The following is a 23991-nucleotide window of genomic DNA, read 5'->3' on the forward strand; positions in this document are numbered from 1 at the left end:
GGATCGAGTTCCTTCAGGAAAAATGCGGTCCATTGTGGGAGCGAGCCTGCTCGCGAAGAGGTCAGAACAATCAACACACCTTTCCCGCAGCCAACAAAAAGCCCACCAAAAGGTGGGCTTCGTGTTTTCACAGCGCTATCAGAACAACCGCATCTTCGGCGCTTCTTCTTTCAACGGCTCGTTCTGCGCCGTTTGTTCGTTCCAGCCACCGCCCAGGGCCTTGTACAGGTTGACCGCGCTGACCAGCTGCGCCAGACGGTCCGTGATCAGCGCCTGTTGGGCACTGAACAGTTGGCGTTGGGCATCGAGGAAGGTCAGGTTGCTGTCGACACCGATGCGGTAACGACGCTCGGCCAGGCGGTAGTAGTCCTGGTTGGCGCGGACGAAGTCGGTTTGTGCTTCCAGTTGCTGGACATAGGTCTGGCGCGCGGCCAGGCCGTCGGCGACTTCCTGGAAGGCCGTTTGAATGGACTTCTCGTAGTTCGCCACACCGATGTCTTTCTGGATTTTCGAGTAATCCAGGCTGGCGCGCAGGCTGCCGGCGTTGAAGATCGGCAGGTTGATCTGCGGCTGGAACAGCCAGGTGCCCGAACCGCCCTTGAACAGACCGGACAGGTCCGGGCTCAGGGTCCCGGCGTTGGCTGTCAGGCTGATGCTCGGGAAGAATGCAGCGCGCGCCGCGCCGATGTTGGCGTTGGCGGCCTTGAGGTTGTACTCGGCTTGCAGGATGTCCGGACGACGGTGCAGCAAGTCCGACGGCAGGCCGGGCGGAACGTCGCTCAGCAAGTCGTCGTCAAGCGGCTTGGCCGATTGCAGGTTGGCCGGGACACCGGTGCCGAGCAGCAGCACCAGGCTGTTTTCATCCTGGGCAACCTGGCGGGTGTACTTGGCCAGTTGCGCACGGGCGTTTTCCACCGAGGTCCGCGACTGCGCCAGGTCCAGGGCCGAGGCAACTCCCACTTCGTTGCTGCGGGCGGTGAGCTTGTAGCTCTCCTCGAACGTGGCGAGGGTGTCCTGGGTCAGCTTGTACAGTTCCTTGTCGGCCTGCCAGGTCAGGTAGGCATTGGCCACGCTGGCCACCAGACTGATCTGGGTGCTGCGTCGGCCTTCTTCGGTGGCGAAGTACTTCTGCAGCGCTTCTTCACTCAGGCTGCGAACCCGACCGAACAGGTCGAGTTCATAGGCGCTGATACCGACGGTGGCCGAGTAGGCGCTGACGATGCCCGACCGACCTGTTTGCGAGGAGTTTTCCGGAATCCGTTGACGGCTGCCGGAGCCATTGGCCGAAACGGCCGGGAACAGGTCGGCGCGCTGGATGCGGTATTGAGCCGCAAAAGCGTCGATGTTCAGGGCCGCGACACGCAGGTCACGGTTGTTTTCCAGGGCCACCTGAATCAGCTGCTGCAATGCCGGGTCATGGAAAAACTGCTTCCAGCCTTGTTCGGCAGCGGCCTGTGCGGGCGCCTGGGCCGGCGAATACGCCGGGCCTTGCGGGTATTGTTCTGCCACCGGCGCGTCCGGCCGCTGATAATCAGGTATCAGCGAGCAGCCACCGAGCACGAAGGCGGCGACTGCCAGGGAGAGTAGCGACTTGCTCATTAGCCAGCCTCTTTAGAAGGTTCAAAGGCAGCGTCCTGGTCGGCGACTTTGCGCTGGCCCATGGACGATACAGTGACGAAGAACAGTGGGACCCAGAAGATCGCCAGCACGGTGGCGGTGATCATACCGCCAATCACACCGGTACCGATCGCATGCTGGCTACCCGAGCCTGCGCCCGTGGATATAGCCAGTGGTACCACACCGAGGACGAATGCAAGCGAGGTCATGATGATCGGTCGCAGACGCATGCGGCAGGCTTCGATGGCCGCATCGCGCAGGCTGCGCCCTTGTTCGTGCAGTTCCTTGGCGAATTCGACGATCAGAATGGCGTTTTTCGCCGCCAGGCCGATGGTCGTCAACAGGCCCACCTGGAAGTACACGTCATTGGACAGGCCGCGCAGGCTGGTGGCCATCAGTGCACCGATGATCCCCAGCGGTACCACCAACATCACCGCAATCGGGATCGACCAGCTTTCATACAACGCCGCCAGACACAGGAACACCATCAGCAGCGACAGGGCGTACAACGCAGGCGCCTGGGAGCCGGACAGACGTTCCTCGTAGGACAGGCCGGTCCAGGAAATACCGACACCCGCCGGCAGTTTCTGGGCAATGGCTTCGACCTCGGCCATGGCTTCACCGGTGGAATAACCTGGCGCCGGGGCGCCGAGGATTTCCATCGCTTCCACGCCGTTGTAACGGGCCAGCTTCGGCGAGCCGTAGATCCATTCACCCTTGGCGAACGCCGTGAACGGCACCATGGTCCCTTCGCGGTTGCGCACGTACCACTTCTGCAGGTCTTCAGGGCTCATGCGTGCACCGGGGCGGCCTTGTACGTAGACCTTCTTCACCCGACCGCGGTCGATGAAGTCATTGACGTAGCTACTGCCCAGGGCAATCGACAGGGTGTTGTTGATGTCGGCGATGGTAATGCCCAGGGCACTGGCCTTCTCGTCATCGATTTCCAACTGGTATTGCGGCTCGTCGTTCAGGCCGTTCGGACGCACCTGCGTCAGCACTTTGCTCTGCGCGGCCATGCCCAGGAACTGGTTACGGGCTTCCATGAGCTTGTTGTGGCCAATACCGGCGCGGTCTTGCAGGAACACGTCGAAACCGGTGGCGTTACCCAGCTCGAGTACCGCCGGTGGCGCAAAGGCGAACACCATGGCGTCACGGAAGGTGAAGAAGTGCTGTTGGGCACGGGCCGCCACCTTGAACACGTTGTTGTCGGCGTTTCGCTCGTGCCACGGCCTGAGCATGATGAACGCCATGCCCGAACTCTGGCCACGGCCGGCGAAGTTGAAGCCGGTCACGGTAAACACCGAGTTCACCGCATCACCCTCACCGCCATCCTTGCCCGGACGCAGCAGGAATTCACGCATCTCGTCAACGACCACCTGGGTACGCTGGGCCGTCGAACCGGCCGGGGTCTGCACTTGGGCAAACAGTACGCCCTGGTCTTCTTCCGGAAGGAACGCCGTCGGAATGCGGGTGAACAGCCAGATCATGCCGACCACGATGATGATGTAGGCCAGCAGGTACGGGGCCTTGCGCGCCAGCATGTTGCCCACGCCGCGCTCATAGCTGCGTACGCCACGGTCGAAGTTACGGTTGAACCAGCCGAAGAACCCGCGTTTCGGTGTGCCATGGTCGCCTTTCGGAATCGCCTTGAGCATGGTGGCGCACAGCGCCGGGGTGAAGATCAGTGCCACCAGTACCGACAGGGCCATGGCCGAGACGATGGTGATCGAGAACTGCTTGTAAATCACACCGGTGGAACCGCTGAAGAACGCCATCGGCAGCAGTACCGCCGAGAGCACCAGGGCGATACCGACCAGAGCGCCCTGGATCTGCCCCATGGATTTCTTGGTGGCTTCCTTGGGCGACAGGCCTTCTTCGCTCATTACCCGTTCGACGTTTTCCACCACGACGATGGCGTCGTCCACCAGCAAGCCGATGGCCAGCACCATACCGAACATGGTCAGGGTGTTGATGCTGAAACCGGCGGCGGCGAGGATGCCGAACGTACCCAGCAATACCACCGGCACGGTCATCGTGGTGATCACGGTGGCGCGGAAGTTTTGCAGGAACAGGAACATCACCAGGAACACCAGCACGATCGCTTCGACCAGGGTTTCAACCACACCCTTGATCGACTCGGTCACCACCGGCGTGGTGTCGTACGGGAACACCACTTCCATCCCTTGCGGGAAGAATGGCTTGAGGTTGTCGATGGTCTTGCGCAGGGCTTTTGCCGTGTCGAGGGCGTTGGCACCGTTGGCCAGTTTCACCGCCAGACCGGAAGCCGGGGCGCCGTTGAACTGGGCGTTGATGCTGTAGTTCTCGCCACCCAGGCCAACGTCGGCGACATCCTTGAGGCGAACCTGGGAACCGTCCTTATTGACCTTGAGCAGGATCTTGTTGAACTGCTCGGCGGTCTGCAGGCGGGTCTTGCCGATGATGGTCGCGTTCAGCTGCGTGCCGGGCATGGCAGGCAGGCCACCGAGCTGGCCGGACGAAATCTGCACGTTTTGCGCGGCGATCGCGGTTTTGACGTCGATCGGGGTCAGGTTGTAGTTGTTCAACCTGGCCGGGTCGAGCCAGATACGCATGGCGTACTGGGAGCCGAACACCTGGAAGTCACCGACACCGGCGGTCCGCGAGATCGGGTCCTGCATGTTCGACACGATGTAGTTGGACAGGTCGTCCTTGGTCATGCTGCCGTCACGCGACACCACGCCGATCACCAGCAGGAAGTTCTTCACGGCCTTGGTGACGCGGATACCTTGCTGTTGCACTTCCTGCGGCAGCAGCGGGGTAGCCAGGTTCAGCTTGTTCTGCACCTGAACCTGCGCAGTATCGGAGTTGGTGCCTTGCTCGAAGGTCGCGGTGATGGTCATGGTGCCGTCGGAGTTACTTTCCGACGAGACATAACGCAGGTTGTCGATACCGTTGAGCTGTTGCTCGATTACCTGCACCACGGTGTCCTGCACGGTCTGCGCGGAAGCGCCCGGGTAGGTCACGGAGATGGCGATCGCCGGTGGCGCGATGCTCGGGTATTGGTTGATCGGCAGTTTGAGGATCGATAGTGCCCCGACCAGCATGATCACCAGGGCAATTACCCAGGCGAAAATCGGACGGTCGATAAAAAATTTCGACATGGTTTACTCCCCTTTGCCGGCGGAAGCCTGTTCAGCTGCTTTCACGGGGGCCGGGTTTATTGCGCCAACGTTGGTCGCCTCACTGGCCTTGACTTCGACGCCAGGTTTGACGAATTGCAGACCTTCGGTGATCAGGCGATCACCGGCCTTCAGGCCGTCTTCGATCAGCCATTGGTTGCCGACGGTGCGGCTGGCCTTGAGCTGACGCAGTTCGACCTTGTTGTCGGGGCCGACGACCAGCGCGGTCGGGGAACCTTTGAGGTCGCGAGTCACGCCTTGCTGCGGGGCCAGGATTGCCGCGCTGTTCACACCGGCCTTCAACTGGGCGTGCACGAACATGCCGGGCAGGAGTGTGTGATCAGGGTTCGGGAACACGGCACGCAGGGTCACCGAACCGGTGGTCTGGTCAACCGAGACTTCGGAGAATTCCAGCTTGCCTTCCTGCTGGTACTGGCTACCGTCCTCAAGGGTCAGCTTGACCGCCGCAGTATTGTCGCCGGCCTTTTGCAGACGGCCGCTTTCCAGCTCGCGGCGCAGCTGCAACAGCTCGACCGAGGACTGGGTGACGTCGACATAGATCGGGTCAAGTTGCTGAATGACCGCCATCGCTTCGGTCTGGCCGTTGCTGACCAATGCGCCTTCGGTCACCGAAGAGCGACCGATACGGCCGGTCAATGGCGCGTAGACCTTGGTGTAGCGCACGTTGATCTGCGCCGTTTGCAGCGCGGCTTCCGATTGCAGGCGGTTGGACACGGCGGTGTCGTACTCCTGACGGCTCACCGCTTGCTCGTTGACCAGTTGCTGGTAGCGGTCGGAGATCGATTTGGTCGAACGCAGGTTGGCTTCGGCGCTTTTCAGGGTCGCTTCATAGACCGCCGGATCGATCTGGTACAGCTGCTGGCCGGCCTTGACCTCGCCGCCTTCCTTGAACAGACGCTTGAGAATGATGCCGTTGACCTGCGGGCGCACTTCGGCGATGCGGAACGCGCTGGTGCGGCCCGGCAGTTCAGACGTCAACGTAAACGTTTGCGGCTGCAGGGTGACGACGCCGACCTGAGGCGGTGGTGCGGCCGGTGCCGCTTCTTCCTTTTTGCATCCACTGAGCAGTGCAGCAAGGGCGACGGCGGCGACCAGAGCGGTAACAGCTGGCTTGAATTGCATGAAAATCCTCGGGTCAGGCGCGAAACAAACGCACAAGAAAAGATGGAAGGTTTAAAAAATGGGTGCCGGGTGGATAAGTAGCTTGCTAAGGAATATACTTACATTCACGGTTGTTTGTAAATACCTTGGCTGTGTATCCTCGCCGTTACAGAAGCCGTCGCAAGGTTGGAATTGTAAGCCCGGGGACGATACCCAAGAGCGTTCACCCCGCATTTATTCAGCTGATATTCAGACATCGCTGAAGCATCCTGATTGAGGTTGTACTGCCATGGTTCGTCGCACCAAAGAGGAAGCTCAAGAAACCCGCAGCCAGATACTCGAAGCGGCCGAAAAAGCCTTTTTCGAGCGGGGCGTGGCTCGTACGACGCTGGCGGACATCGCGACCCTGGCCGGTGTTACCCGTGGCGCCATCTACTGGCATTTCAGCAACAAGGCCGATCTGGTGCAGGCCATGCTCGATACCTTGAAGGAGCCCCTTGATGAGCTGGCCAAGGCCGCCGAGAGCGAAGACGAACTCGACCCACTGGGTTGCATGCGCAGGCTGCTGATTCATTTGTTTCATGAAGTTGCGCTGGATCCCAAGACCCGGCGTATCAACGAGATTCTGTTTCATAAGTGCGAATTCACCGATGAAATGTGCGACCTGCGCCAGCAGCGGCGCGCGGCCAGCCTTGAATGCAACTCGCGGATCGGCCTGACCCTGCGTAATGCCGTGAACCGTGGCCAGTTGCCTGAAGATCTCGACACCGCCCGCGCCGCTATCAGCATCCATGCCTATATAGACGGCCTTCTGTACCAATGGTTGCTCGCGCCCGACAGCTACGAATTGCACACCGAGGCCGAACGATGGGTCGATACCGGGCTGGACATGCTGCGTTTCAGCCCCAGCCTGCGTAAATGAAACAACATGCGTACTCGGCGTCGTGTGTGTCAACCGTCGAGGCCTTGGATGAACGGTTCTTCATGCGCTCCACCGCAGAAGGGTGCTTTTATATACTTACGTTTGACAGGTTGACAGGTAGCAAGCTCAGTATTTTGTAGGGATTTTGTGTCGCCCCCCCCCCCTGTAGGAGCGAGGCTTGCCCGCGAAGGCGGCCTACGAGCCGACCTGATTTTGCAGATGTATTCGAATCCCTGTGGGAGCTGGCTTGCCGGCGATGGCGGCCTGATAGCCGACCTGATTCCCCGAATGTACTCGTCCCCCTGTAGGAGCGAGCCTGCTCGCGAAAAACGTCCCGACAACCCGGTCATCCAGACAGGGCGCGTTATCGTTGACGCCCATCGCGAGCAGGCTTGCTCCCACGGAAACGCAAAAGCCCCGGCTCTTTCGAGTCCGGGGCTTTTGCGTTTCAGGGGCTGACGATTACAACGTCGGATAGTCGATATAGCCGACCGGACCCTTGCCGTAGAACAGTTCCGGACGCGCTTCGTTCAGCGGCGCATCGGCCTTCAAGCGAGCCGGCAGGTCAGGGTTGGCGATGAACGGCACACCAAAGGCCACCGCATCAGCCTTGCCGGCCGCCAGCCAGGCATTGGCGCTGTCCTTGGTGAAACGCTCGTTGATGATGTACGGGCCGCCGAAGGCTTCCTTGATCTGTGGGCCGAGGCTGTCGGCGCCTTCTTTCTCGCGGGAGCAGATGAACGCGATGCCGCGTTTGCCCAGTTCACGAGCCACATAGGTGAAGGTTTCGGCCAGGTTGTCGTCGCCCATGTCATGGGAGTCGGCACGCGGGGACAGGTGCACACCGACACGGCCGGCGCCCCAGACTTCAATCGCTGCATCGGTCACTTCCAGCAACAGGCGCGCACGGTTTTCCAGGGAACCGCCGTATTGGTCGGTGCGTTGGTTGGTGCTGCTTTGCAGGAACTGGTCGAGCAGGTAGCCGTTGGCGCCGTGGATTTCCACGCCGTCGAAACCGGCGGCCTTGGCGTTTTCGGCACCGACGCGGTAAGCATCGACGATGTCGGCGATTTCAGCGGTTTCCAAAGCGCGTGGGGTTGGGTAGTCGGCCAATGGGCGAACCAGGCTGACATGGCCTTTGGGCTGGATGGCGCTTGGGGCGACCGGCTTTTCGCCGTTCAGGTACGACTCGTGGGAAACCCGGCCGACGTGCCACAGTTGCAGGAAGATTTTGCCGCCCGCGCCGTGGATTGCTTTGGTCACGTTGGTCCAGCCGCGCACTTGATCGTTGGACCAGATGCCCGGGGTGTCCGGGTAGCCGACGCCCATCGGGGTGACCGAGGTGGCCTCGCTGAGGATCAGGCCGGCCGATGCACGTTGAACGTAATACTCGGCCATCAGCGCGTTGGGTACACGGCCTTCGTCGGCGCGGCAGCGGGTAAGCGGGGCCATGATGATGCGGTTGGCCAGTTCGAGGTCGCCCAGTTTGATCGGATCGAAAATAGTCGTCATTTAATAGCTCTCTTATGGAGATCAGTTAGTCGCTGGAGCCAGTTCGGGATTACCGCTCTGACGGAAAGTGATCAGGGTCGCCAACAGGGCGAGTACCGCCAGTGCGGCTGCCGCGAGGGGCACGCTGGTCAGGCCGAAACCGTGGGCGATGACGCTGCCGCCGACCCAGGCGCCCAGGGCATTGCCGACGTTGAACGCGCCGATGTTCAGGGTCGAGACCAGGTTGGGTGCGGCCTTGCCGTAGGTCACTACGTTGACTTGCAGGGCGGGCACGGCGGCGAAACACGCGGTGGCCCAGAGGAACAGGGTGATTTCGGTCGGGATCAGCGCGACGCTGGTCCAGGTCAGCACGGTGGACACCACGGCCATCGAGACGAAAACACCAATCAGCGTCGCGGCCAGGCCTTTGTCAGCCAGTTTGCCGCCGATGATGTTGCCCACGGTCAGGCCCAGGCCGATGAGCATCAGGGTCCAGGTCACGCCACGGGGCGAGACACCGGTGACTTCGCCCAGCAGCGGTGCGACGTAGGTGAACAGGGTGAACACCGAGGCGGCGAACAACGCGGTCATGCTCAGGGACAACCAGATGCCGGCGCCTTTGAGGGCACGCAGTTCGGCGCGCATGTCGAGTTTTTCTTCGTCACGTTTGGCCGGCAGGAAACGAATCAGGCCGATCAGCGCGATCACACCGATCACGGTCACCGCCCAGAAGGTCGAGCGCCAGCCGGCTTGCTGACCGAGGGCTGTACCCAGCGGCACGCCGAGGACGTTGGCCAGGGTCAGGCCGGTGAACATCAGGGCCACGGCGGATGCGCGTTTGTTGGCCGGCACCAGGCCTGCCGCCACCACCGAGCCGATGCCGAAAAACGCACCGTGGCACAGCGCCGTCACCACACGGGCAAACATCAGCACGTTGTAATCACTGGCCACCGCACAGAGCAGGTTGCCGACAATGAAAATGCCCATCAACGCCACCAGGGCGGCCTTGCGCGGCAGCCGGGCGGTGGCCAGCGCCATGAACGGCGCACCAATGGCCACGCCCAGCGCGTAACCGGTGACCAGCCAGCCGGCGCCGGGGATCGACACACCGAGGTCGGCCGCCACGTTGGGCAGCAAGCCCATGATGACGAATTCGGTGGTGCCGATGGCGAAGGCGCTTAACGCCAGAATGAGTAGCGAGAGGGGCATTGTTTAATTCCTTGTCGGCCGACTGACGTGAAGGGTCAGAGCTCTTTACTGAAGATGCGGAGGAACTCCTGAATGGTTTCCTCATTGCGTTTGAAAAAGTGCCATTGGCCGACCTTGCGGCTGCTGATCAGGCCGGCGCGTTGCAGGGTCGCCAGGTGTGCGGACACCGTGGACTGCGACAGACCGCAACGTTGATCGATCTGCCCGGCGCAAACGCCGTGCTCGTTGCTGTGAGACTGATCGGGGAATTCGACGGTCGGGTCTTTGAGCCAGTGCAGGATTTCTCGCCGTACCGGGTGCGCCAGGGCTTTTATTATTTCGTCGAGGTCAAGGTTCATGGTCGGGGGCTCGTGATTAGTAAAACGCTATATCGCGATGAAGCGAACTTTAAATCGGTATTTCGCGATATACCAATATGATTTCGGTCTGACGACCGCGTAAATCGATATATCGGGTTATAACGATACGTTGATTGTAAAGAAACAAGGCTGCGGTGCTAAGCTGCGCCCATGAACTATCTCGCACATCTTCACCTCGGTGGCCAGCGTCCCGGTCAATTGCTAGGCAGTCTGTATGGCGATTTCGTCAAGGGACGGCTGCTGGGGCAATTCGATCCTGAGATCGAGGCGGCCATCCAGTTGCATCGCAGCATCGACGTCTTCACCGACCGCCATCCGTTGGTGGATGCCTCGTTGTCGCGCTTTTCCCTGACGCGCCGACGTTACGCCGGGATCGTCCTCGACGTGTTTTTCGACCACTGCCTGGCACGGGACTGGGCGTTGTACGCGGACCGGCCATTGGAGCTGTTCACTTCGGACGTGTACCGGGTGCTGTCCACTCAGCCGCAACTGCCGGAGCGCCTGGCGAGGATTGCGCCGCACATGGTGGCCAATGACTGGCTGGGTTCCTATCGGGAGTTTGAAGTGCTGGGGCAGGTGTTGCGGGGGATTTCACGGCGCTTGACCCGGCCGGAGGAACTGGCCGCTGCGATGCAGGAGTTGCGGGTGTTGTATGAGCCGTTGAGCGAGGATTTCCGGTTGTTCTATCCGCAGCTTCAGGCGTTTGCCCAAAACCATCCGGCAACGTAGATCACTGTGGGAGCGGGCTTGCCCGCGATGGCGGTGGTTCAATCAACATGTATGCTGGATGATCCGGCCTCATCGCGGGCAAGCCCGCTCCCACAGTTTCTATGTTTAAGCTGCAATCGCAGGGCGCATCGGGACTTGTTGTTTTTCCGGAATCGCACCAAACAACGCCTTCTGCACCGCCTGCTGCGCTTCGAACGCCAGCGCGGCCCGTTCGCGGCCTTCGCAGGGGATCGGTTTGAGCAGATGGATTTCCACATTGCCGCGATCATTGGCAAACAAGCGCATCAGGTGCGACAGCAAATCATCATCGCCAATGAATGGCGCCAGCGTATCGGCTTCGCCGTCGCGCACATAGCGGATCGCCACCGGTTGCAGTTTCACCTCGGAATCAATGGCCGCCGACAGCAGGCGACCGTGGAAGGTGCGCAGGGAACGGCCATCGGTGGTGGTGCCTTCCGGGAACATCAGCAGCGGATGTTCCTGTTGCAGGTGGCGGGTCATCTGTTTGCGGATCAACTGGCTGTCACCCGAGCCGCGGCGGATGAACAGGCTACCGGCTTTGGCCGCCAGCCAGCCCGCCACCGGCCAGGTGCGCACTTCGGCTTTGGACAGGAACGACAGCGGCGTGAGCATTCCGAGCAGCGGGATGTCGGTCCAGGACACGTGGTTGCTGACCCACAGCATCGGCGTCTTCGGCAACTCACCGTGCACGGTCACATCGAAGGGCAGGGCATTGCTCAGGCGCGCCATGAAAAACCGTGACCAGCGTTGTCGACGGACCATCGAGTGAGCCAGGCCCAGGCGTTCGAACACGCCGAACACGCTGGCCATGCTCAGGCCGAGCGCAACCACCAGCAACACCCGGGCGATTCGCGCGTACACGCGCAACCGACGCATTACACGGCCGCCTTGAAGTGTTTGGCGTAGCGCGGGCAGAGTTCGTCGCGCTTGAGCAGAATGAACACGTCCGCGACCTGGAAGTCCTCGTCCCAGCACGGCTCGCCGCAAATTTTCGCCCCCAGGCGCATGTAGGCCTTGAGCAGTGGCGGCATTTCCGCGATGACGTTCGAAGGAATGTCCAGGGTCGGCAGCGGTTTTTTCGGTTCGGCCCGCAGGTGTTCGGTGCACAGGTAGCGTTCGCGCAGACGCTGCATGATCGCATGGGCCTGGATGCCACCGTCCTGCATCGGGATGCTCGCGCAACCCATCAAGTAGCTGTAGCCGCCCTGGTTCAGCACTTCGGCCAGTTCGCCCCAGAGCACGGCAATGGTTCCGCCGTTGCGGTAGGCCGGGTCGACGCAGGTGCGACCGATTTCCAGGATCGGGCCTTGCAGATGGACCAGGCCATGCAAGCTGAATTCTTCTTCGCTGTAGAACTTGCCCAGGCTGCTCGCGGCCGTGTGGTCGAGCAGGCGGGTGGTCGCCACCAGGCGCCCGGTGTTCAAGTCACGCACGCCGATGTGGGCGCAATGAACGTCGTAGTCATCCATGTCCAGACCCAGCTCCGCGCCCTTCAGCTTGGCGTTGAATTCGCCGCTGAATACGTTGAAACGCAAGGCCTGTGCTTCTTGCAGAGCCTCGGCGCCCACCAGGCGTTCGGCTTGCAGGCGGCGTTCGTTGCCGGTGTCGCTGATGCGGGCGATCTGAGTCATGGCGAATCTCCGTGCGGGCTGCTCACCCGTCTTTGGGTTACAGCGGATCGACTTTCTTTATCCAGCCTTGTTGTGCAAAGTCAGGCTATGTAGCCCCGGTGTCATCGCCGTTAAGCTTTGGTGATGCTTATATGACAGCCCACAAGGAGCCTCTTATGCCCTGGCAAACCCTCTTGAAACGCCGCGATCGCTTGCCCGCCGACCCGGACCTAGGCGAAGGGTTCGTGACCCTGTTGCAGCTGTTGGGCAACGTCACCCCGTTTGAATTGGCCGTGGCCGGCGGGCGGCTGATGGCGACGCCGGGGCTGGCGTTTCTGGTGGGGTATCAGGCGGCGTTGCGCATGCTCTGGCCGAGCGCGCCGATGAGCCTCGGCGCGCTGTGTGCCACCGAGCAGCGCAGCTTGCGAGTGGCGGACATGCAGACCCGACTGCGGGATTTGCGCTTGAGCGGGCAAAAGGATTTCGTCACCGCAGGTGATGCCGCCGACTGGCTATTGATCGCCGCCCGCAGCGAACAACCCGGCGACGATCCGCGCCTGAGCCTGGCGGTGGTCTATCCCGATGAGCCGGGCGTGCGGGTGGAAAAACTTCCGGCGATCCCCTTGATGCCGGATATCAGCCATGGCCGGTTGTTTCTGGATAACGCGCTGTGCGAGTTGCTGGCGGGGGATGGTTGGGATGCGTATGTCAAACCGTTCCGCACCCTGGAAGACATCTGTGTACTCAGTGCCATGACCGCCTGGTTGTATGGTGTCGGTCAGGACAGCGACTGGCCGCAAACCCTGCAACTGCGCTTGCTGGCGTTGCTGGCCGGTTGCGCGGAAGTCAGTCGTCAGGCACCGAACAGCCCGGCCGGGCATGTGTTGCTCGGTGGGTTGTTTGCGCAGTTCGAGGCGCTCAAGGCTGAGGTGAATGAAGCGCTGGCCGAGGGGCCGCCGGAGTGGGCGGCGATGTGGCGGCGGGATCAGGCGGTGATGGATCTGGCAGCGGGGGCGCGGGGCAAGCGGTTGGCCAAGGCGTTGGCGGTGTATTGAAGGGCCCCTTCGCGAGCAGGCTCGCTCCCACATTTGAAATGCATTTCCCTTGTGGGAGCGAGCCTGCTCGCGAAAGCGATATCACAGGCAACACAAATCCCGGAACTGTCATCAACCTCGACTAGGCTCACCAGGTTCATCCCCAAGAGCCCCGGCCATGTTCAAAGGCTTGTCCCTGTTTTTCATGCTACTGCTCAGCCTCACGGCCCACGCCGAAAACTGGCCCGCCGAGCAATGGCCGACCGGCCCGACCATCACCGGGCCTGCGCTTGAAGCGCTTGAGCACTATGCCTTCCCACCCCGCGACGACTCCACCCGCCAAGGCATCCGCACCGACGCCTTGCTGGTGATCCGTGACGGCCAGTTGATCTACGAACGCTACGCCGGCCCGACCACCGCCGAGACACCGCACCTGACCTGGTCGATCAGCAAGAGCCTGATGGCCACGGTCCTCGGCGTAGCCTATGGTGAAGGCCGGTTCAAACTTCAGGACCCGGTCGCCCAATTCTATCCGCCCCTGCAAAAACACCCGGATATGACCCTGGCCGACCTGTTGCACTGGGCTTCCGGCCTCGATTGGCAGGAGGACTATGAATACGCCCCGCTGAAATCCTCGGTGGTGACCATGCTCTACACCCGTGGCCACCCGGACATGGCCGCGTTCACCGCCGATCATGGTACCTACGCCGCACCGGGGCAGGCGTTCCGTTATTCCAGCGGCGACACCAATCTGTTGTCTGCCGCGCTGAAAACCATCGTTGGCCAGGACCGCTATGCGGACTATCCGTGGACGGCTTTGTTCGGGCCATTGGGCATTCACCATGCAGTGTGGGAAACCGACGCCGCAGGCACATTCGTCGCCTCGTCCTACGCCTACCTCACTGCTCGGGACCTTGCCCGCATCGGCCTGTTGATGGCCCGCGACGGGCGCTGGGGCGAGCGGCAATTGCTGCCCAGGGACTGGGTCGCATTCAACCGCGAACCGTTCACCCGCTATCAGGCCAACCAAGATGATGCGGTGCCCGGCGGTCACTGGTGGCTCAATCGTGCGGTAGACGGGGCCGCCCGACCCTGGCCCGATGCTCCCGCCGATACCTTCGCTGCACTGGGTCATTGGGGCCAGGCGATGTACGTGATTCCCGGCGAACATCTGGTGATCGTGCGCTACGGCGATGACCGGGACGGCAGCTACCGGCACAACGAACTGCTCAAGCTCGCGCTCAAGGCCTTCGCCGCGAAGGTGCAGCCATGAACCGTCGCGGCTTTGTGCGTCGCCGGCCGTTCAGTACGTTGCTGTTGATCCTGATGGTCGCCTTGCTTGGCTGGGCCTGGCAGGAGCGGGTGGCGCTTGGGGCATTCCCGGACATCATCAGCGCCTACACCGCCAAGGAATATTGCTCGTGCCGATATGTGATGAACAACGACGTGGGCTATTGCCACAGCTACGTGAAACAGTGGCTGCCCACCAGCGACTTTACCGATGACACCGCGAACAAGCGCATCACCGTCAGCGGCATGGGGCGCAGCAACAGCGCCGTGTGGATTGGCGAGCGCCAGGGTTGCCGCTTACAGCCTTGAGCGAGCGCGCTTTTGTGGCGAGGGAGCTTGCTCCCGCTCGATTGCGCAGCAATCGTAAAGCCAGCAATCCCGGTTGGATCAGGTTCATCTCGGCTGCAGGTTTTAGCACTGCTTCGCAGTGCAACGGGAGCAAGCTCCCTCGCCACAAAGGCAGGTTGTAAGTAACGGGCGGTTTGCAATGCGCTGAAGGCCAGTTAAGGTTCAGCACAGGTTTATCTGCCCCATGAGTCTCTATGTTCAAGCGGTCTGTCACCCAAACCCTCGTCATCCTGCTGCTGGCCGGCGCTTCGCTGTCGGCCCGGGCCGACTGGTATCTGGACGGTGAGTCTTCACGGCTGTCGTTTGTCAGCACCAAAAACGCCAACATTTCCGAGGTGCAACGCTTTCTGGTACTGCACGGCAAGGTCGATCCCAAAGGGCTGGCCGAGGTGGAAGTCGAGCTCGATTCCATCAACAGCGGCATCCCCTTGCGCGATGAACGCATGCGCAAGGACCTGTTCGAAGTCCAGACCTTTCCCGAGGCGCTGATCACCACGCAGATCGATCTGCGTCCCATCAACGACCTCGCCTCTGGCGCGCAACTGGAATTGCGCCTGCCGCTGACCGTCGATCTGCATGGCAAGCAGCACACCTACAACGCCGAACTGCTGGCCACGCGCCTCGATGACCGGCGTTTCCAGGTGGTGACCCTGGAGCCGCTGGTGATCAATGCCGAAGACTTCGACCTGGCGCCAGGCCTGGAAGCGCTGCGCAAGGTCGCCGGCCTGTCCGCCATCAGCCTGTCGGTACCGGTGGGTGCGGTCCTGATCTTCACGGCGCGTTGACATGGCCGGCGCAATCTTTCCCTGGCGTGAAGGCAACCATTTCGAACTGCTGATCGACGGTCCGCAGTTCTTCCCGCGCATGCTGGTGGCCATTGCCCGTGCCGAAGAACAGGTCGAACTGGAGTTGTACCTGGTGGAGGCGGGCGCCTGCGCCGAGGCCATGGTGCAGGCGTTGGTCCAGGCAGCCGAACGCGGAGTGCGGGTGCGTTGCCTGTTCGACGATTATGGCAGCCTGGCTTTCACCCTGACCTTGCGTCAGCGCCTGATGGCGGCCGGGGTCGAGCTGCGTTTCTACAATCGCTTGAGCTGGCGGCGCTGGGTCGGCAACTTTTACCGTGATCACCGCAAGCTGTTGCTGGTGGATCAATCCATGGCCGTGGTCGGTGGAACCGGCGTGACCGATGAGTTCTGGACGCCGGGTGAAGAGGTCAGCGAGTGGCATGAAGTGATGGTGGAAATCACCGGCCCGCTAGTGCTCGACTGGCAGTTGCTGTTCGACCGCCAATGGATCGCCAACCGTCATCGTCGCGCGTGGAAGCCCGCTTCGCATTTCGGCCTGCCGCGTCTGCCTCGCGTGCCGTCCACGGGCGAGGGCATGGGCCGGGTCGCCTACGCTGACGCCCGTCAGCACCGGGACATCCTGCAATCGCTGATTCGCGCGTTGAACAGCGGCCAGCGACGGATCTGGCTGGCCACGCCGTATTTTCTACCGACCTGGAAAGTCCGCCGCTCCCTGCGTCGCGCGGCATCCCGTGGCGTCGATGTGCGGCTGCTGCTGACCGGGCCGCGCACCGATCACCCTTCAGTGCGCTACGCCGGGCATCGCTACTATCCGCGACTGCTCAAGGCCGGGGTGCAGATCTTCGAGTACCAGCCGTGTTTCCTGCACCTGAAAATGGTCCTGATCGATGATTGGGTGAGCATCGGCTCGTGCAATTTCGATCACTGGAATCTGCGCTTCAACCTCGAAGCCAATCTCGAAGCCCTCGACCCCGGACTGACCCGGGCGGTGGCGGCGAGTTTCGAAAGGGACTTTGCCCTGAGCCAGGAAGTCAGTCTGGAGGCATGGCAACGCCGGCCATTGTGGCGACGGGTCAAGCAGCGGGTGTGGGGATGGGTGGATCGGGTGGTGGTGAATCTGCTGGATCGGCGGGGCTAATCGCCACACCCTAAAACATTGTGGGAGCTGGCAAGCCAGCTCCCACAGGTTTTTGCAGTGTTTGAATGATTACAGCAATTCAAAGCTCTGCTGCGTCACATTCTCTGAATCCAGGCCGATCTGCACGTTGAACTTGCCCGGCTCTGCAGCGTACTTGAGCTGGGCGTTGTAGAACTTCAGGTCGTCCTCGGTGATGGTGAAGTGCACGACTGTCTGTTCGCCGGCCTTGACCATCACTTTCTGGAAGTTCTTCAGTTCCTTGATCGGGCGGATCATCGAGCCGGCCACGTCCTGGATGTACAACTGCACCACGGTTTCGCCATCGCGCTTGCCGGTGTTTTTCACCGTGACACTGGCGTCGAGCTTGCCGGTCTTGTTCAGCGTGGTCGATGACAACGCCATGTCGCTCAGGCTGAAATCGGTGTAGCTCAAGCCATAACCGAACGGGTACAGAGGGCCGGTGGTGTCATCGAAATACTGCGAGGTGTAGTTGCCCGGCTTGCCCGGGGTAAACGGCCGGCCGATGGTCAGGTGGTTGTAGTAGGTCGGAATCTGGCCGACCGAGCGCGGGATAGAGATCGGCAGTTTGCCCGACGGGTTGTAGTCGCCGAACAGCACATCGGCGATGGCGTTGCCGCCCTCGGTGCCGCTGAACCAGGTTTCCAGGATCGCGTCGGCCTGTTCTTTCTCTTCGAGGATCGTCAGTGGACGGCCGTTCATCAACACCAGCACCAGCGGTTTGCCGGTGGCTTTCAGGGCACGGATCAGCTCGCGCTGGTTTTCCGGGATGTTCAGGTCGGTACGGCTCGACGATTCGTGGGACATGCCACGGGATTCGCCGACGGCGGCAATGACGACATCAGCCTCCTTGGCCGCTTTCACCGCTTCGTCGATCAGCACGTTCGCCGGGCGGGGATCATCCACCACTTCCGGGGCATCGAAGTTGAGGAAGTTCAGGTAGCCGAGGATTTTCTTGTCGTTGGTGATGTTGGCACCACGGGCATAGATCAAGGTCGATTTATCACCCAGGGCGTTGGTCATGCCGTCGAACAGGGTCACCGATTGCGCCGGCTTACCGGCGGCGGCCCAGCTGCCCATCATGTCGATGGGCGCCTTGGCCAGCGGACCGACCAGGGCAATTTTCGCGGTTTTCTTCAGGGGCAGGGTTTCGTTCTGGTTCTTCAGCAACACCAGGCTGCGGCGCGCCACATCACGGGCCTCGGCACGGTGCAGGCGGCTGTCGGCGTAGGTGTCGGCCGGATCATCCTCGGCCTTGCCGATGCGCAGGTACGGGTCCTTGAACAGGCCCATGTCGTACTTGGCGTCCAGTACCGCGCGCACGGCGTTGTCGATGTCGCTCTGCTGGATCTCGCCGGACTTCAGCAGCCCTGGCAGCTCCTTGCCGTACAGGGTGTCGTTCATGCTCATGTGGATGCCGGCCTTGATCGCCAGCTTCGCCGCTTCGCGTCCGTCGGCGGCGACACCGTGCTTGATCAGCTCGAAAATCGCCCCGTGGTCGCTGACGGCCAGGCCCTTGAAGCCCCATTCCTTGCGCAGCAGATCGTTCATCAGCCAGGTGTTGGCCGTGGCCGGCACGCCGTTGATCGAGTTCAGCGCAACCATCACCCCGCCAGCACCGGCGTCGATGGCCGCACGGTACGGTGGCAGGTAATCCTGGTACATCTTGACCGGGCTCATGTCGACGACGTTGTAGTCGCGACCGCCCTCGACCGCGCCGTACAGGGCGAAGTGCTTGACGCTGGCCATGATGCTGTCGGCGGCGTTGGCGCCAGTACCCTGGAAGGCCTTGACCATCACGCCGGCAATGCGCGACACCAGGTAGGTGTCTTCGCCGAAACCTTCGGAGGTACGGCCCCAGCGCGGGTCGCGGGAGATGTCGACCATGGGCGCGAAGGTGATGTCGAGGCTGTCGGCCGCGGCTTCCTTGGCGGCGATGCGCCCGGACAGGCCGATGGCGTCCATGTCCCAGCTCGACGCCAGGGCCAGCGGGATCGGGAAAATGGTGCGGTGGCCGTGGATCACGTCATAGGCGAAGAACATCGGGATCTTCAATCGGCTGCGCATGGCCGCGTCCTGCATCGGACGGTTTTCCGGGCGGGTGATCGAGTTGAACGTACCGCCGATATTGCCCGCCGCGATTTCCTTGCGGATCAGCTCCCGGGGCATTTCCGGGCCGATGCTGATCAGGCGCAACTGGCCGATTTTTTCATCGAGGGTCATTTGCTTCATCAGGTTGCTGACGAAGGCTTCCTTGTTCTCCAGAGGTGCGGGCGTCGTGGCGGCCAATACGTTATGACTGGCCAGGCTGACGAACAGGCCCAGCAAACACAGCTTCTTCATGAATTGTTTTCTCAAGGGCCCAAACGGCGATGGACTCGCCGGCCAGCCAAAATTTAGGGAGCGTCTATTGTTGTTCGGGTGGCTTTCCAAATACGGCAGTCGAAAAACGACAGTCGGATTCCGGGTGTGTTTTTTTGCGCAGGGCATCTTTTAGCCCATTGCCCCGATCCAATCCAGTGGCGCGGGCGATTATGCCCCAAGAGCCGGTCGAGAGGGTCGCCGGTTGTTTTTTCCATGAAATGTGAAGGGAGTATCACTCTGATGAATGTTCCACAGTCATACCGGTCGCGGCTGCAAATCGCCACGTTGCTGGTGCTGGCCACGTTGCTGACCGCCTGCGGCATCAACAACATCCCGACCCTCGATGAGCAGGCCAAGGCGGCCTGGGGCCAGGTGCAGAACCAGTATCAGCGCCGCGCCGACCTGATCCCCAACCTGGTGGAAACCGTCAAGGGCTACGCCGCCCATGAAAAAGACACCCTGACTGCCGTCATCGAAGCCCGGGCCAAGGCTACTTCTATCCAGGTCGACGCCTCCACATTGGATAACCCGGAAAAACTCAAGCAGTACCAGCAGGCCCAGGATCAACTCAGTGGCGCCTTGAGCCGCTTGATGGTGGTGTCCGAGCGCTATCCGGACCTGAAGGCCAACCAGAACTTCCTCGCGCTGCAATCACAGCTTGAAGGCACCGAAAACCGCATCAGCGTGGCGCGGCGCGATTTCATCCTGGCGGTGCAGAAGTACAACACCGAGATCCGCACGTTTCCCGGTCGCCTGTGGCACAGCGTGATGTACAGCAACCTGCCGGTTCGCGAGACCTTTGAGGCCACACCGGGTTCGGAGAAACCGCCTGAGGTCAAATTCTGAATTAACCCCGTAGGTTGGACCGATGAGGTTGCCCATGCGCGTGTTGAAAACTGGCCTGGTGCTGTTGCTGTGGGTGTTTGCACTGGCAGCCCAGGCCGAATTGAAGTTTCCGGAGCTGACCGGGCGGGTGGTGGACAATGCCCAAATGATCGAGCCTTCGGTGCGCGAACAGCTGACGCAACAGCTTCAGGCCCATGAGAAGGTCACCGGTGAACAGCTGGTGATCGTCACCTTGCCGGACTTGCAGGGCACCGACATTGCCGACTTCGGCTATCAACTGGGCCGCTACTGGGGCATTGGCCAGAAAGACAAGAACAACGGCGCGTTGCTGATCGTGGCCCGTGACGAGCGCAAGCTGCGCATTGAAGTCGGCTATGGCCTGGAAGATCGCCTGACCGACGCGCAGAGTTCAGTCATCATCAATCAGGTGATGACCCCGGCATTCAAGGCGGGCAATTACAGCAAGGGCATCAGCGACGGGGTGGCGGCGATGCTGGTGGTGCTGGGCGGTAATCCCCTGGACGAGCCGTCGACGGTGTATGACTCCGGCGGCGATCCGAGTGACGATTTTGTCTCGCGGCACCCGGGAGTGTTCGTATTTTTGGTGTTGTTGTTCATCCTGACTGTTTTTGTCTGCCAGATGCTCGGTATCCTTCCCGCCGGTCGCGGTGGTTCGGGGGGCTCTGGCGGTTTCGGTGGGGGACTCGGCGGCGGTGGTTTTGGCGGCGGTGGAGGCGGTGGTTTCAGTGGCGGCGGGGGCAGTTTCGGGGGCGGCGGTTCGTCGGGCGGCTGGTGATAAAACAAAAATAATCGAGCATTTCAAGACATGGCATTACTGACTGAACACGAACAACGCAAAGTTGCCGAGGCGATTGCCAGGGTCGAGCGCGACACCGATGCCGAACTGGTGACGGTGCTCGCGGCCCGCGCCGACGACTATGCGTACATCCCGCTGCTCTGGGCCAGCCTGTTGGCGCTGGTGGTGCCGGGCATCGTGCATTACCTGACAGGCTGGTTGACCCTGCACAGCCTGCTGCTGGTGCAATGGATCACCTTCATCGTCCTGTGCCTGGTGTTCCGGCTGCCGAAAATCACCACCCACCTGATCCCGCGCTCGGTGCGTCACTGGCGTGCCTCGAACCTGGCGCGCCGGCAGTTCCTGGAGCAAAACCTGCATCACACCGTGGGTAGCACCGGCATGCTGATTTTCGTCTGCGAAGCCGAGCGTTATGTGGAAATCCTGGTGGATGAAGGGATTTCCAGTCGTCTCGACAACAAAAACTGGGACGCGATAGTCGCCGCGTTCACTGGGCAAGTGCGGCAAGGACAGACATTGCAAGGCTTCGTCAGCTGTATCGAGGCCTGCGGCGAGTTGCTCAAGGTGCATGTGCCGGTGACGCACGTGCGCAATGAATTGCCGAACCGGTTGGTGATCCTGGGCTGAGCCTCTGGTCCCTGTGGGAGCGGGCTTGCCCGCGATAGCGGTGGATCAGTCGATATCAATGTTGAATGTCAGATTGCAATCGCGGGCAAGCCCGCTCCCACAAGGGATCTGCACCGTTCGGGAAATTACCCGTGCCCTCGCACCCCATCCCCCCTAAAATACCCGCCATTCCCGATCCGCACCGCCCTGAGGCTGTTTTTTCCATGTCTGTCACCGCCACTCCCGCCAGCCTCGCGCCGGATCATCACGCTCAATTTATCGACTTGCTGCAAACCAGCCTCGATCAAAATGCCTTTATCAAACTGGTGCTGGCCAAATACGTCGGCAATGAGGCTGACCTGCAGCGGATCATCATCAAATCGGTGACGGTCAAGGCGCAGCCGTGCTTGTCCTTCGTCTATCGCTACAAGACGCGCGACATCACCAAGAACCTGCCACTGGCTGAAGGCGTCGCGACCATTGCCGGTCTATTGCCCGCGGCGTTCAAAAATGCGCACTTGTTATCGCTGACCGACGAAGCCCAGCTTGAATACAGCAAAAAGGGCAAGAGTTCGCTGTTCAAGAGCCAACCCCAGCAATTGCGCGAGGTGCCCTCCGCCGAGCACAACCGCGAGAAGAACCGTTTCCTTGAACTGAGTCGGCCGTTTCTCGCCGACCTGGGCGTGACCAACAAGCAGCATGAGCTGATCCCGGCGATGTCGCGCAAGTGGAAGCAGATCAACAAGTTCATCGAGGTTTTCAGCCATGCCCTGACGTCGTCGCCGCTGGCGCTGGACAAACCGGTGCGAGTGGCGGACTTCGGATCGGGCAAGGGCTACCTGACCTTCGCCATCCATGACTACCTGCGCAACACCTTGAAGGCCGAAGGCGAAGTAACCGGGGTCGAGCTGCGTGAAGATATGGTCACCCTGTGCAACAACGCTGCGGCCAGGCTTGAGCATCCGGGGCTGGTGTTCAAGTGTGGTGACGTGCGCAGTGTGGCGCCGAGTGAGCTGGATGTGATGATCGCGCTGCACGCCTGCGACATCGCCACCGACTATGCGATTCATACCGGCATCCGTTCCGGCGCTTCGATCATCATGTGCTCGCCGTGCTGCCATAAACAGATTCGCCTGCAAATCCAGAGCCCGGCATTGCTCAAACCCATGCTGCAATACGGCTTGCACTTGGGCCAGCAGGCAGAGATGGTCACCGACAGTTTGCGCGCGCTGTTCCTCGAAGCCTGTGGTTACGAAACCAAGGTGTTCGAGTTCATCTCTTTGGACCACACCAACAAGAACAAGATGATCCTGGCGGTCAAGCGCGCCGAGCCGGTTGATCCGACCCAACTGTTGGCGAAGATCCAGGAACTGAAGGATTTCTACCACATCACCGAGCATTGCCTGGAAACCCTGCTGCGGGCCGACGGTTTCCTCTGAAACACTACAAAACTGTGGGAGCAAAGCTTGCTCGCGATGGCGTCCTCGAGACCGCTATCGCGAGCAAGCATTGCTCCCACAGGTTTAGGCGGTGGCGACCTGCGCCGGTTTGACCGCCGTCTTGCGTCCGAGCATCACGGTCACGATCACGCCCGCAGCGAACAGCCAGGTAATCGGCTCGACATGCTCGCCAAAGAACAACGCTGAAAAAGCGATGGTGAAGAAGATCTGCAGCAACTGGATCTGACTGACCCGGGCAATGCCACCCATGGCCAGCCCTGCGTACCAGGCGAAGAAACCGATGAACTGCGAAAACAGCGAGACGTAGCCGAAGGCCCACCAGGTCTTGCCGGAAATCTCACCCTGATGCTGTAGCGCCAGGTACGCCACCGGGCCGATCAGCAGCGGTGTCGATAGCACCAACGCCCAGCAGATCACCTGCCAGCCCCCCATTTCCTTGGCCAACCGGCCACCTTCGGCATAGCCCAGACCGCCCACCGCAATGGCCCCGAGCATCAGCAAGTCACCAGCCTGAATGCTGCCGGCACCGCTGATCAATGCATAACCGAGCACAAGCGCACTGCCCAGCGCGGCGCAGGCCCAGAAGGCTTTCGACGGGCGCTCATGGGACAGCCACGCGGCGTATAGCGCCACGCACAGCGGTTGCAAGCCATTGACCAGCGCGCCGTGGGACGCCGGCAAGGTTTGCATCGCCCAGGCCGACAACACCGGAAAGCCAAGGATCACCCCGGCAATCACCAGGCTCAGGCCCTTGACCTGTTTCCATGTCGGCCATTTTTCGCGGCGCCACAGCAACAGCATTGCCGCAGGTACCGCCGCAAACAGCGCCCTGCCCAGGCCATTGAGCAGTGGATGAAGTTCCTGCACGACGATCCGCGTGAAGGGCAGGGTGAGGCTGAAAATGACGACGCCGAGCAGGCCGAGGGCCATGCCGGTGTTTTCGCGGGAGGACATGATGGCAACCAAAGTATTGGGTGAGGGGAAGTGCTGTTATATAGCCATAAACCCGGCATCTGCCGCTGT

The 23991-nt window shown here is 61.2% G+C and carries 21 protein-coding genes; 11 read left to right on the top strand and 10 right to left on the bottom strand.

Going from position 1 to position 23991, the window contains the following annotated elements:
* Positions 1-138 precede the first annotated feature (138 nt).
* Genes emhC through BJ917_RS13880 form a run of 3 tightly spaced genes read right to left on the bottom strand, consistent with a single transcriptional unit; the run spans position 139 to position 5921 of the window.
* Positions 139-1599 (bottom strand): efflux RND transporter outer membrane subunit EmhC, encoded by a 1461-nt coding sequence (gene emhC / locus BJ917_RS13870; RefSeq protein ID WP_121103638.1) that lies wholly within the window; start codon positions 1597-1599, stop codon positions 139-141.
* Entirely contained in the window at positions 1599-4760 is a 3162-nt protein-coding gene (emhB, locus tag BJ917_RS13875) for an efflux RND transporter permease subunit EmhB (protein ID WP_121103639.1), read from the bottom strand. The genes emhC and emhB overlap by 1 nt, the downstream gene beginning before the upstream one ends.
* A 3-nt stretch (positions 4761-4763) precedes the next feature.
* A complete protein-coding gene (locus tag BJ917_RS13880) occupies positions 4764-5921 on the bottom strand; it encodes an efflux RND transporter periplasmic adaptor subunit (RefSeq protein WP_096513062.1) in 1158 nt (385 codons plus the stop codon).
* A 268-nt stretch (positions 5922-6189) separates the two neighbouring features.
* Between BJ917_RS13880 and emhR the strand changes: the two genes are divergently transcribed.
* On the top strand, positions 6190-6822 hold the full coding sequence (gene emhR, locus BJ917_RS13885) for an efflux system transcriptional repressor EmhR (protein WP_096513061.1): 633 nt from the start codon (positions 6190-6192) through the stop codon (positions 6820-6822).
* Positions 6823-7284: 462 nt separating this feature from the next.
* On the opposite strand, the gene BJ917_RS13895 is transcribed toward emhR, so the two are convergent.
* The 3 genes from BJ917_RS13895 to BJ917_RS13905 are packed head-to-tail and all read right to left on the bottom strand — an operon-like array spanning position 7285 to position 9860.
* Entirely contained in the window at positions 7285-8334 is a 1050-nt protein-coding gene (locus tag BJ917_RS13895; protein ID WP_121103641.1) for an alkene reductase, read from the bottom strand.
* Positions 8335-8355: 21 nt separating this feature from the next.
* Positions 8356-9522 (bottom strand): MFS transporter, encoded by a 1167-nt coding sequence (locus BJ917_RS13900; RefSeq protein WP_096513059.1) that lies wholly within the window; start codon positions 9520-9522, stop codon positions 8356-8358.
* Positions 9523-9557: 35 nt separating this feature from the next.
* Entirely contained in the window at positions 9558-9860 is a 303-nt protein-coding gene (locus BJ917_RS13905) for a helix-turn-helix transcriptional regulator (protein ID WP_096513058.1), read from the bottom strand.
* A gap of 171 nt (positions 9861-10031) precedes the next feature.
* Here BJ917_RS13905 and BJ917_RS13910 point away from each other — a divergent pair, with 171 nt between their 5' ends.
* Positions 10032-10610, top strand: coding sequence for an ACP phosphodiesterase (locus BJ917_RS13910; RefSeq protein ID WP_121103642.1), 579 nt, complete (start codon positions 10032-10034; stop codon positions 10608-10610).
* A gap of 105 nt (positions 10611-10715) precedes the next feature.
* Here BJ917_RS13910 and BJ917_RS13915 read toward each other — a convergent pair whose 3' ends face one another.
* Both BJ917_RS13915 and olsB read right to left on the bottom strand, forming a co-directional pair.
* Positions 10716-11507, bottom strand: coding sequence for a lysophospholipid acyltransferase family protein (locus BJ917_RS13915; RefSeq protein WP_121103643.1), 792 nt, complete (start codon positions 11505-11507; stop codon positions 10716-10718).
* Entirely contained in the window at positions 11507-12262 is a 756-nt protein-coding gene (gene olsB / locus BJ917_RS13920; RefSeq protein WP_034146715.1) for an L-ornithine N(alpha)-acyltransferase, read from the bottom strand. Before olsB ends, BJ917_RS13915 begins: the two co-directional genes overlap by 1 nt.
* A 155-nt stretch (positions 12263-12417) precedes the next feature.
* Here olsB and BJ917_RS13925 point away from each other — a divergent pair, with 155 nt between their 5' ends.
* From BJ917_RS13925 to BJ917_RS13945, 5 genes are all read left to right on the top strand, one after another.
* A complete protein-coding gene (locus tag BJ917_RS13925) occupies positions 12418-13296 on the top strand; it encodes an acyl-CoA dehydrogenase family protein (protein ID WP_121103644.1) in 879 nt (292 codons plus the stop codon).
* A gap of 157 nt (positions 13297-13453) precedes the next feature.
* A complete protein-coding gene (locus tag BJ917_RS13930) occupies positions 13454-14548 on the top strand; it encodes a serine hydrolase (RefSeq protein ID WP_121103645.1) in 1095 nt (364 codons plus the stop codon).
* Entirely contained in the window at positions 14545-14874 is a 330-nt protein-coding gene (locus BJ917_RS13935) for an amidase (protein WP_121103646.1), read from the top strand. Before BJ917_RS13930 ends, BJ917_RS13935 begins: the two co-directional genes overlap by 4 nt.
* Positions 14875-15107: 233 nt before the next feature.
* Entirely contained in the window at positions 15108-15698 is a 591-nt protein-coding gene (locus tag BJ917_RS13940; protein ID WP_121103647.1) for a YceI family protein, read from the top strand.
* A 1-nt stretch (position 15699) separates the two neighbouring features.
* Positions 15700-16857, top strand: coding sequence for a phosphatidylserine/phosphatidylglycerophosphate/cardiolipin synthase family protein (locus BJ917_RS13945; RefSeq protein WP_121103648.1), 1158 nt, complete (start codon positions 15700-15702; stop codon positions 16855-16857).
* 69 nt (positions 16858-16926) lie between these two features.
* On the opposite strand, the gene bglX is transcribed toward BJ917_RS13945, so the two are convergent.
* Entirely contained in the window at positions 16927-19218 is a 2292-nt protein-coding gene (bglX, locus tag BJ917_RS13950) for a beta-glucosidase BglX (RefSeq protein WP_096513050.1), read from the bottom strand.
* Between the two features lie 261 nt (positions 19219-19479).
* On the opposite strand from bglX, the gene BJ917_RS13955 reads away from it, so the two are divergent.
* The 4 genes from BJ917_RS13955 (at position 19480) to BJ917_RS13975 (ending at position 22947) form a co-directional block, all read left to right on the top strand.
* Positions 19480-20085: a LemA family protein gene (locus BJ917_RS13955; RefSeq protein WP_096513049.1), complete on the top strand. Its 606-nt coding sequence runs from the start codon at positions 19480-19482 to the stop codon at positions 20083-20085.
* A gap of 34 nt (positions 20086-20119) precedes the next feature.
* Positions 20120-20881: a YgcG family protein gene (locus BJ917_RS32545; protein ID WP_121103649.1), complete on the top strand. Its 762-nt coding sequence runs from the start codon at positions 20120-20122 to the stop codon at positions 20879-20881.
* A gap of 30 nt (positions 20882-20911) precedes the next feature.
* Positions 20912-21529 (top strand): TPM domain-containing protein, encoded by a 618-nt coding sequence (locus BJ917_RS13965; protein WP_096513047.1) that lies wholly within the window; start codon positions 20912-20914, stop codon positions 21527-21529.
* 203 nt (positions 21530-21732) lie between these two features.
* A complete protein-coding gene (locus BJ917_RS13975) occupies positions 21733-22947 on the top strand; it encodes an SAM-dependent methyltransferase (protein ID WP_096513046.1) in 1215 nt (404 codons plus the stop codon).
* Positions 22948-23031: 84 nt separating this feature from the next.
* Here BJ917_RS13975 and BJ917_RS13980 read toward each other — a convergent pair whose 3' ends face one another.
* Complete coding sequence (locus tag BJ917_RS13980; protein WP_096513045.1) at positions 23032-23922, bottom strand: DMT family transporter; 891 nt, start codon at positions 23920-23922, stop codon at positions 23032-23034.
* Positions 23923-23991: the final 69 nt, after the last annotated feature.

This window comes from Pseudomonas sp. WPR_5_2 (assembly GCF_003634475.1).
Lineage (GTDB): Bacteria > Pseudomonadota > Gammaproteobacteria > Pseudomonadales > Pseudomonadaceae > Aquipseudomonas > Aquipseudomonas izuensis.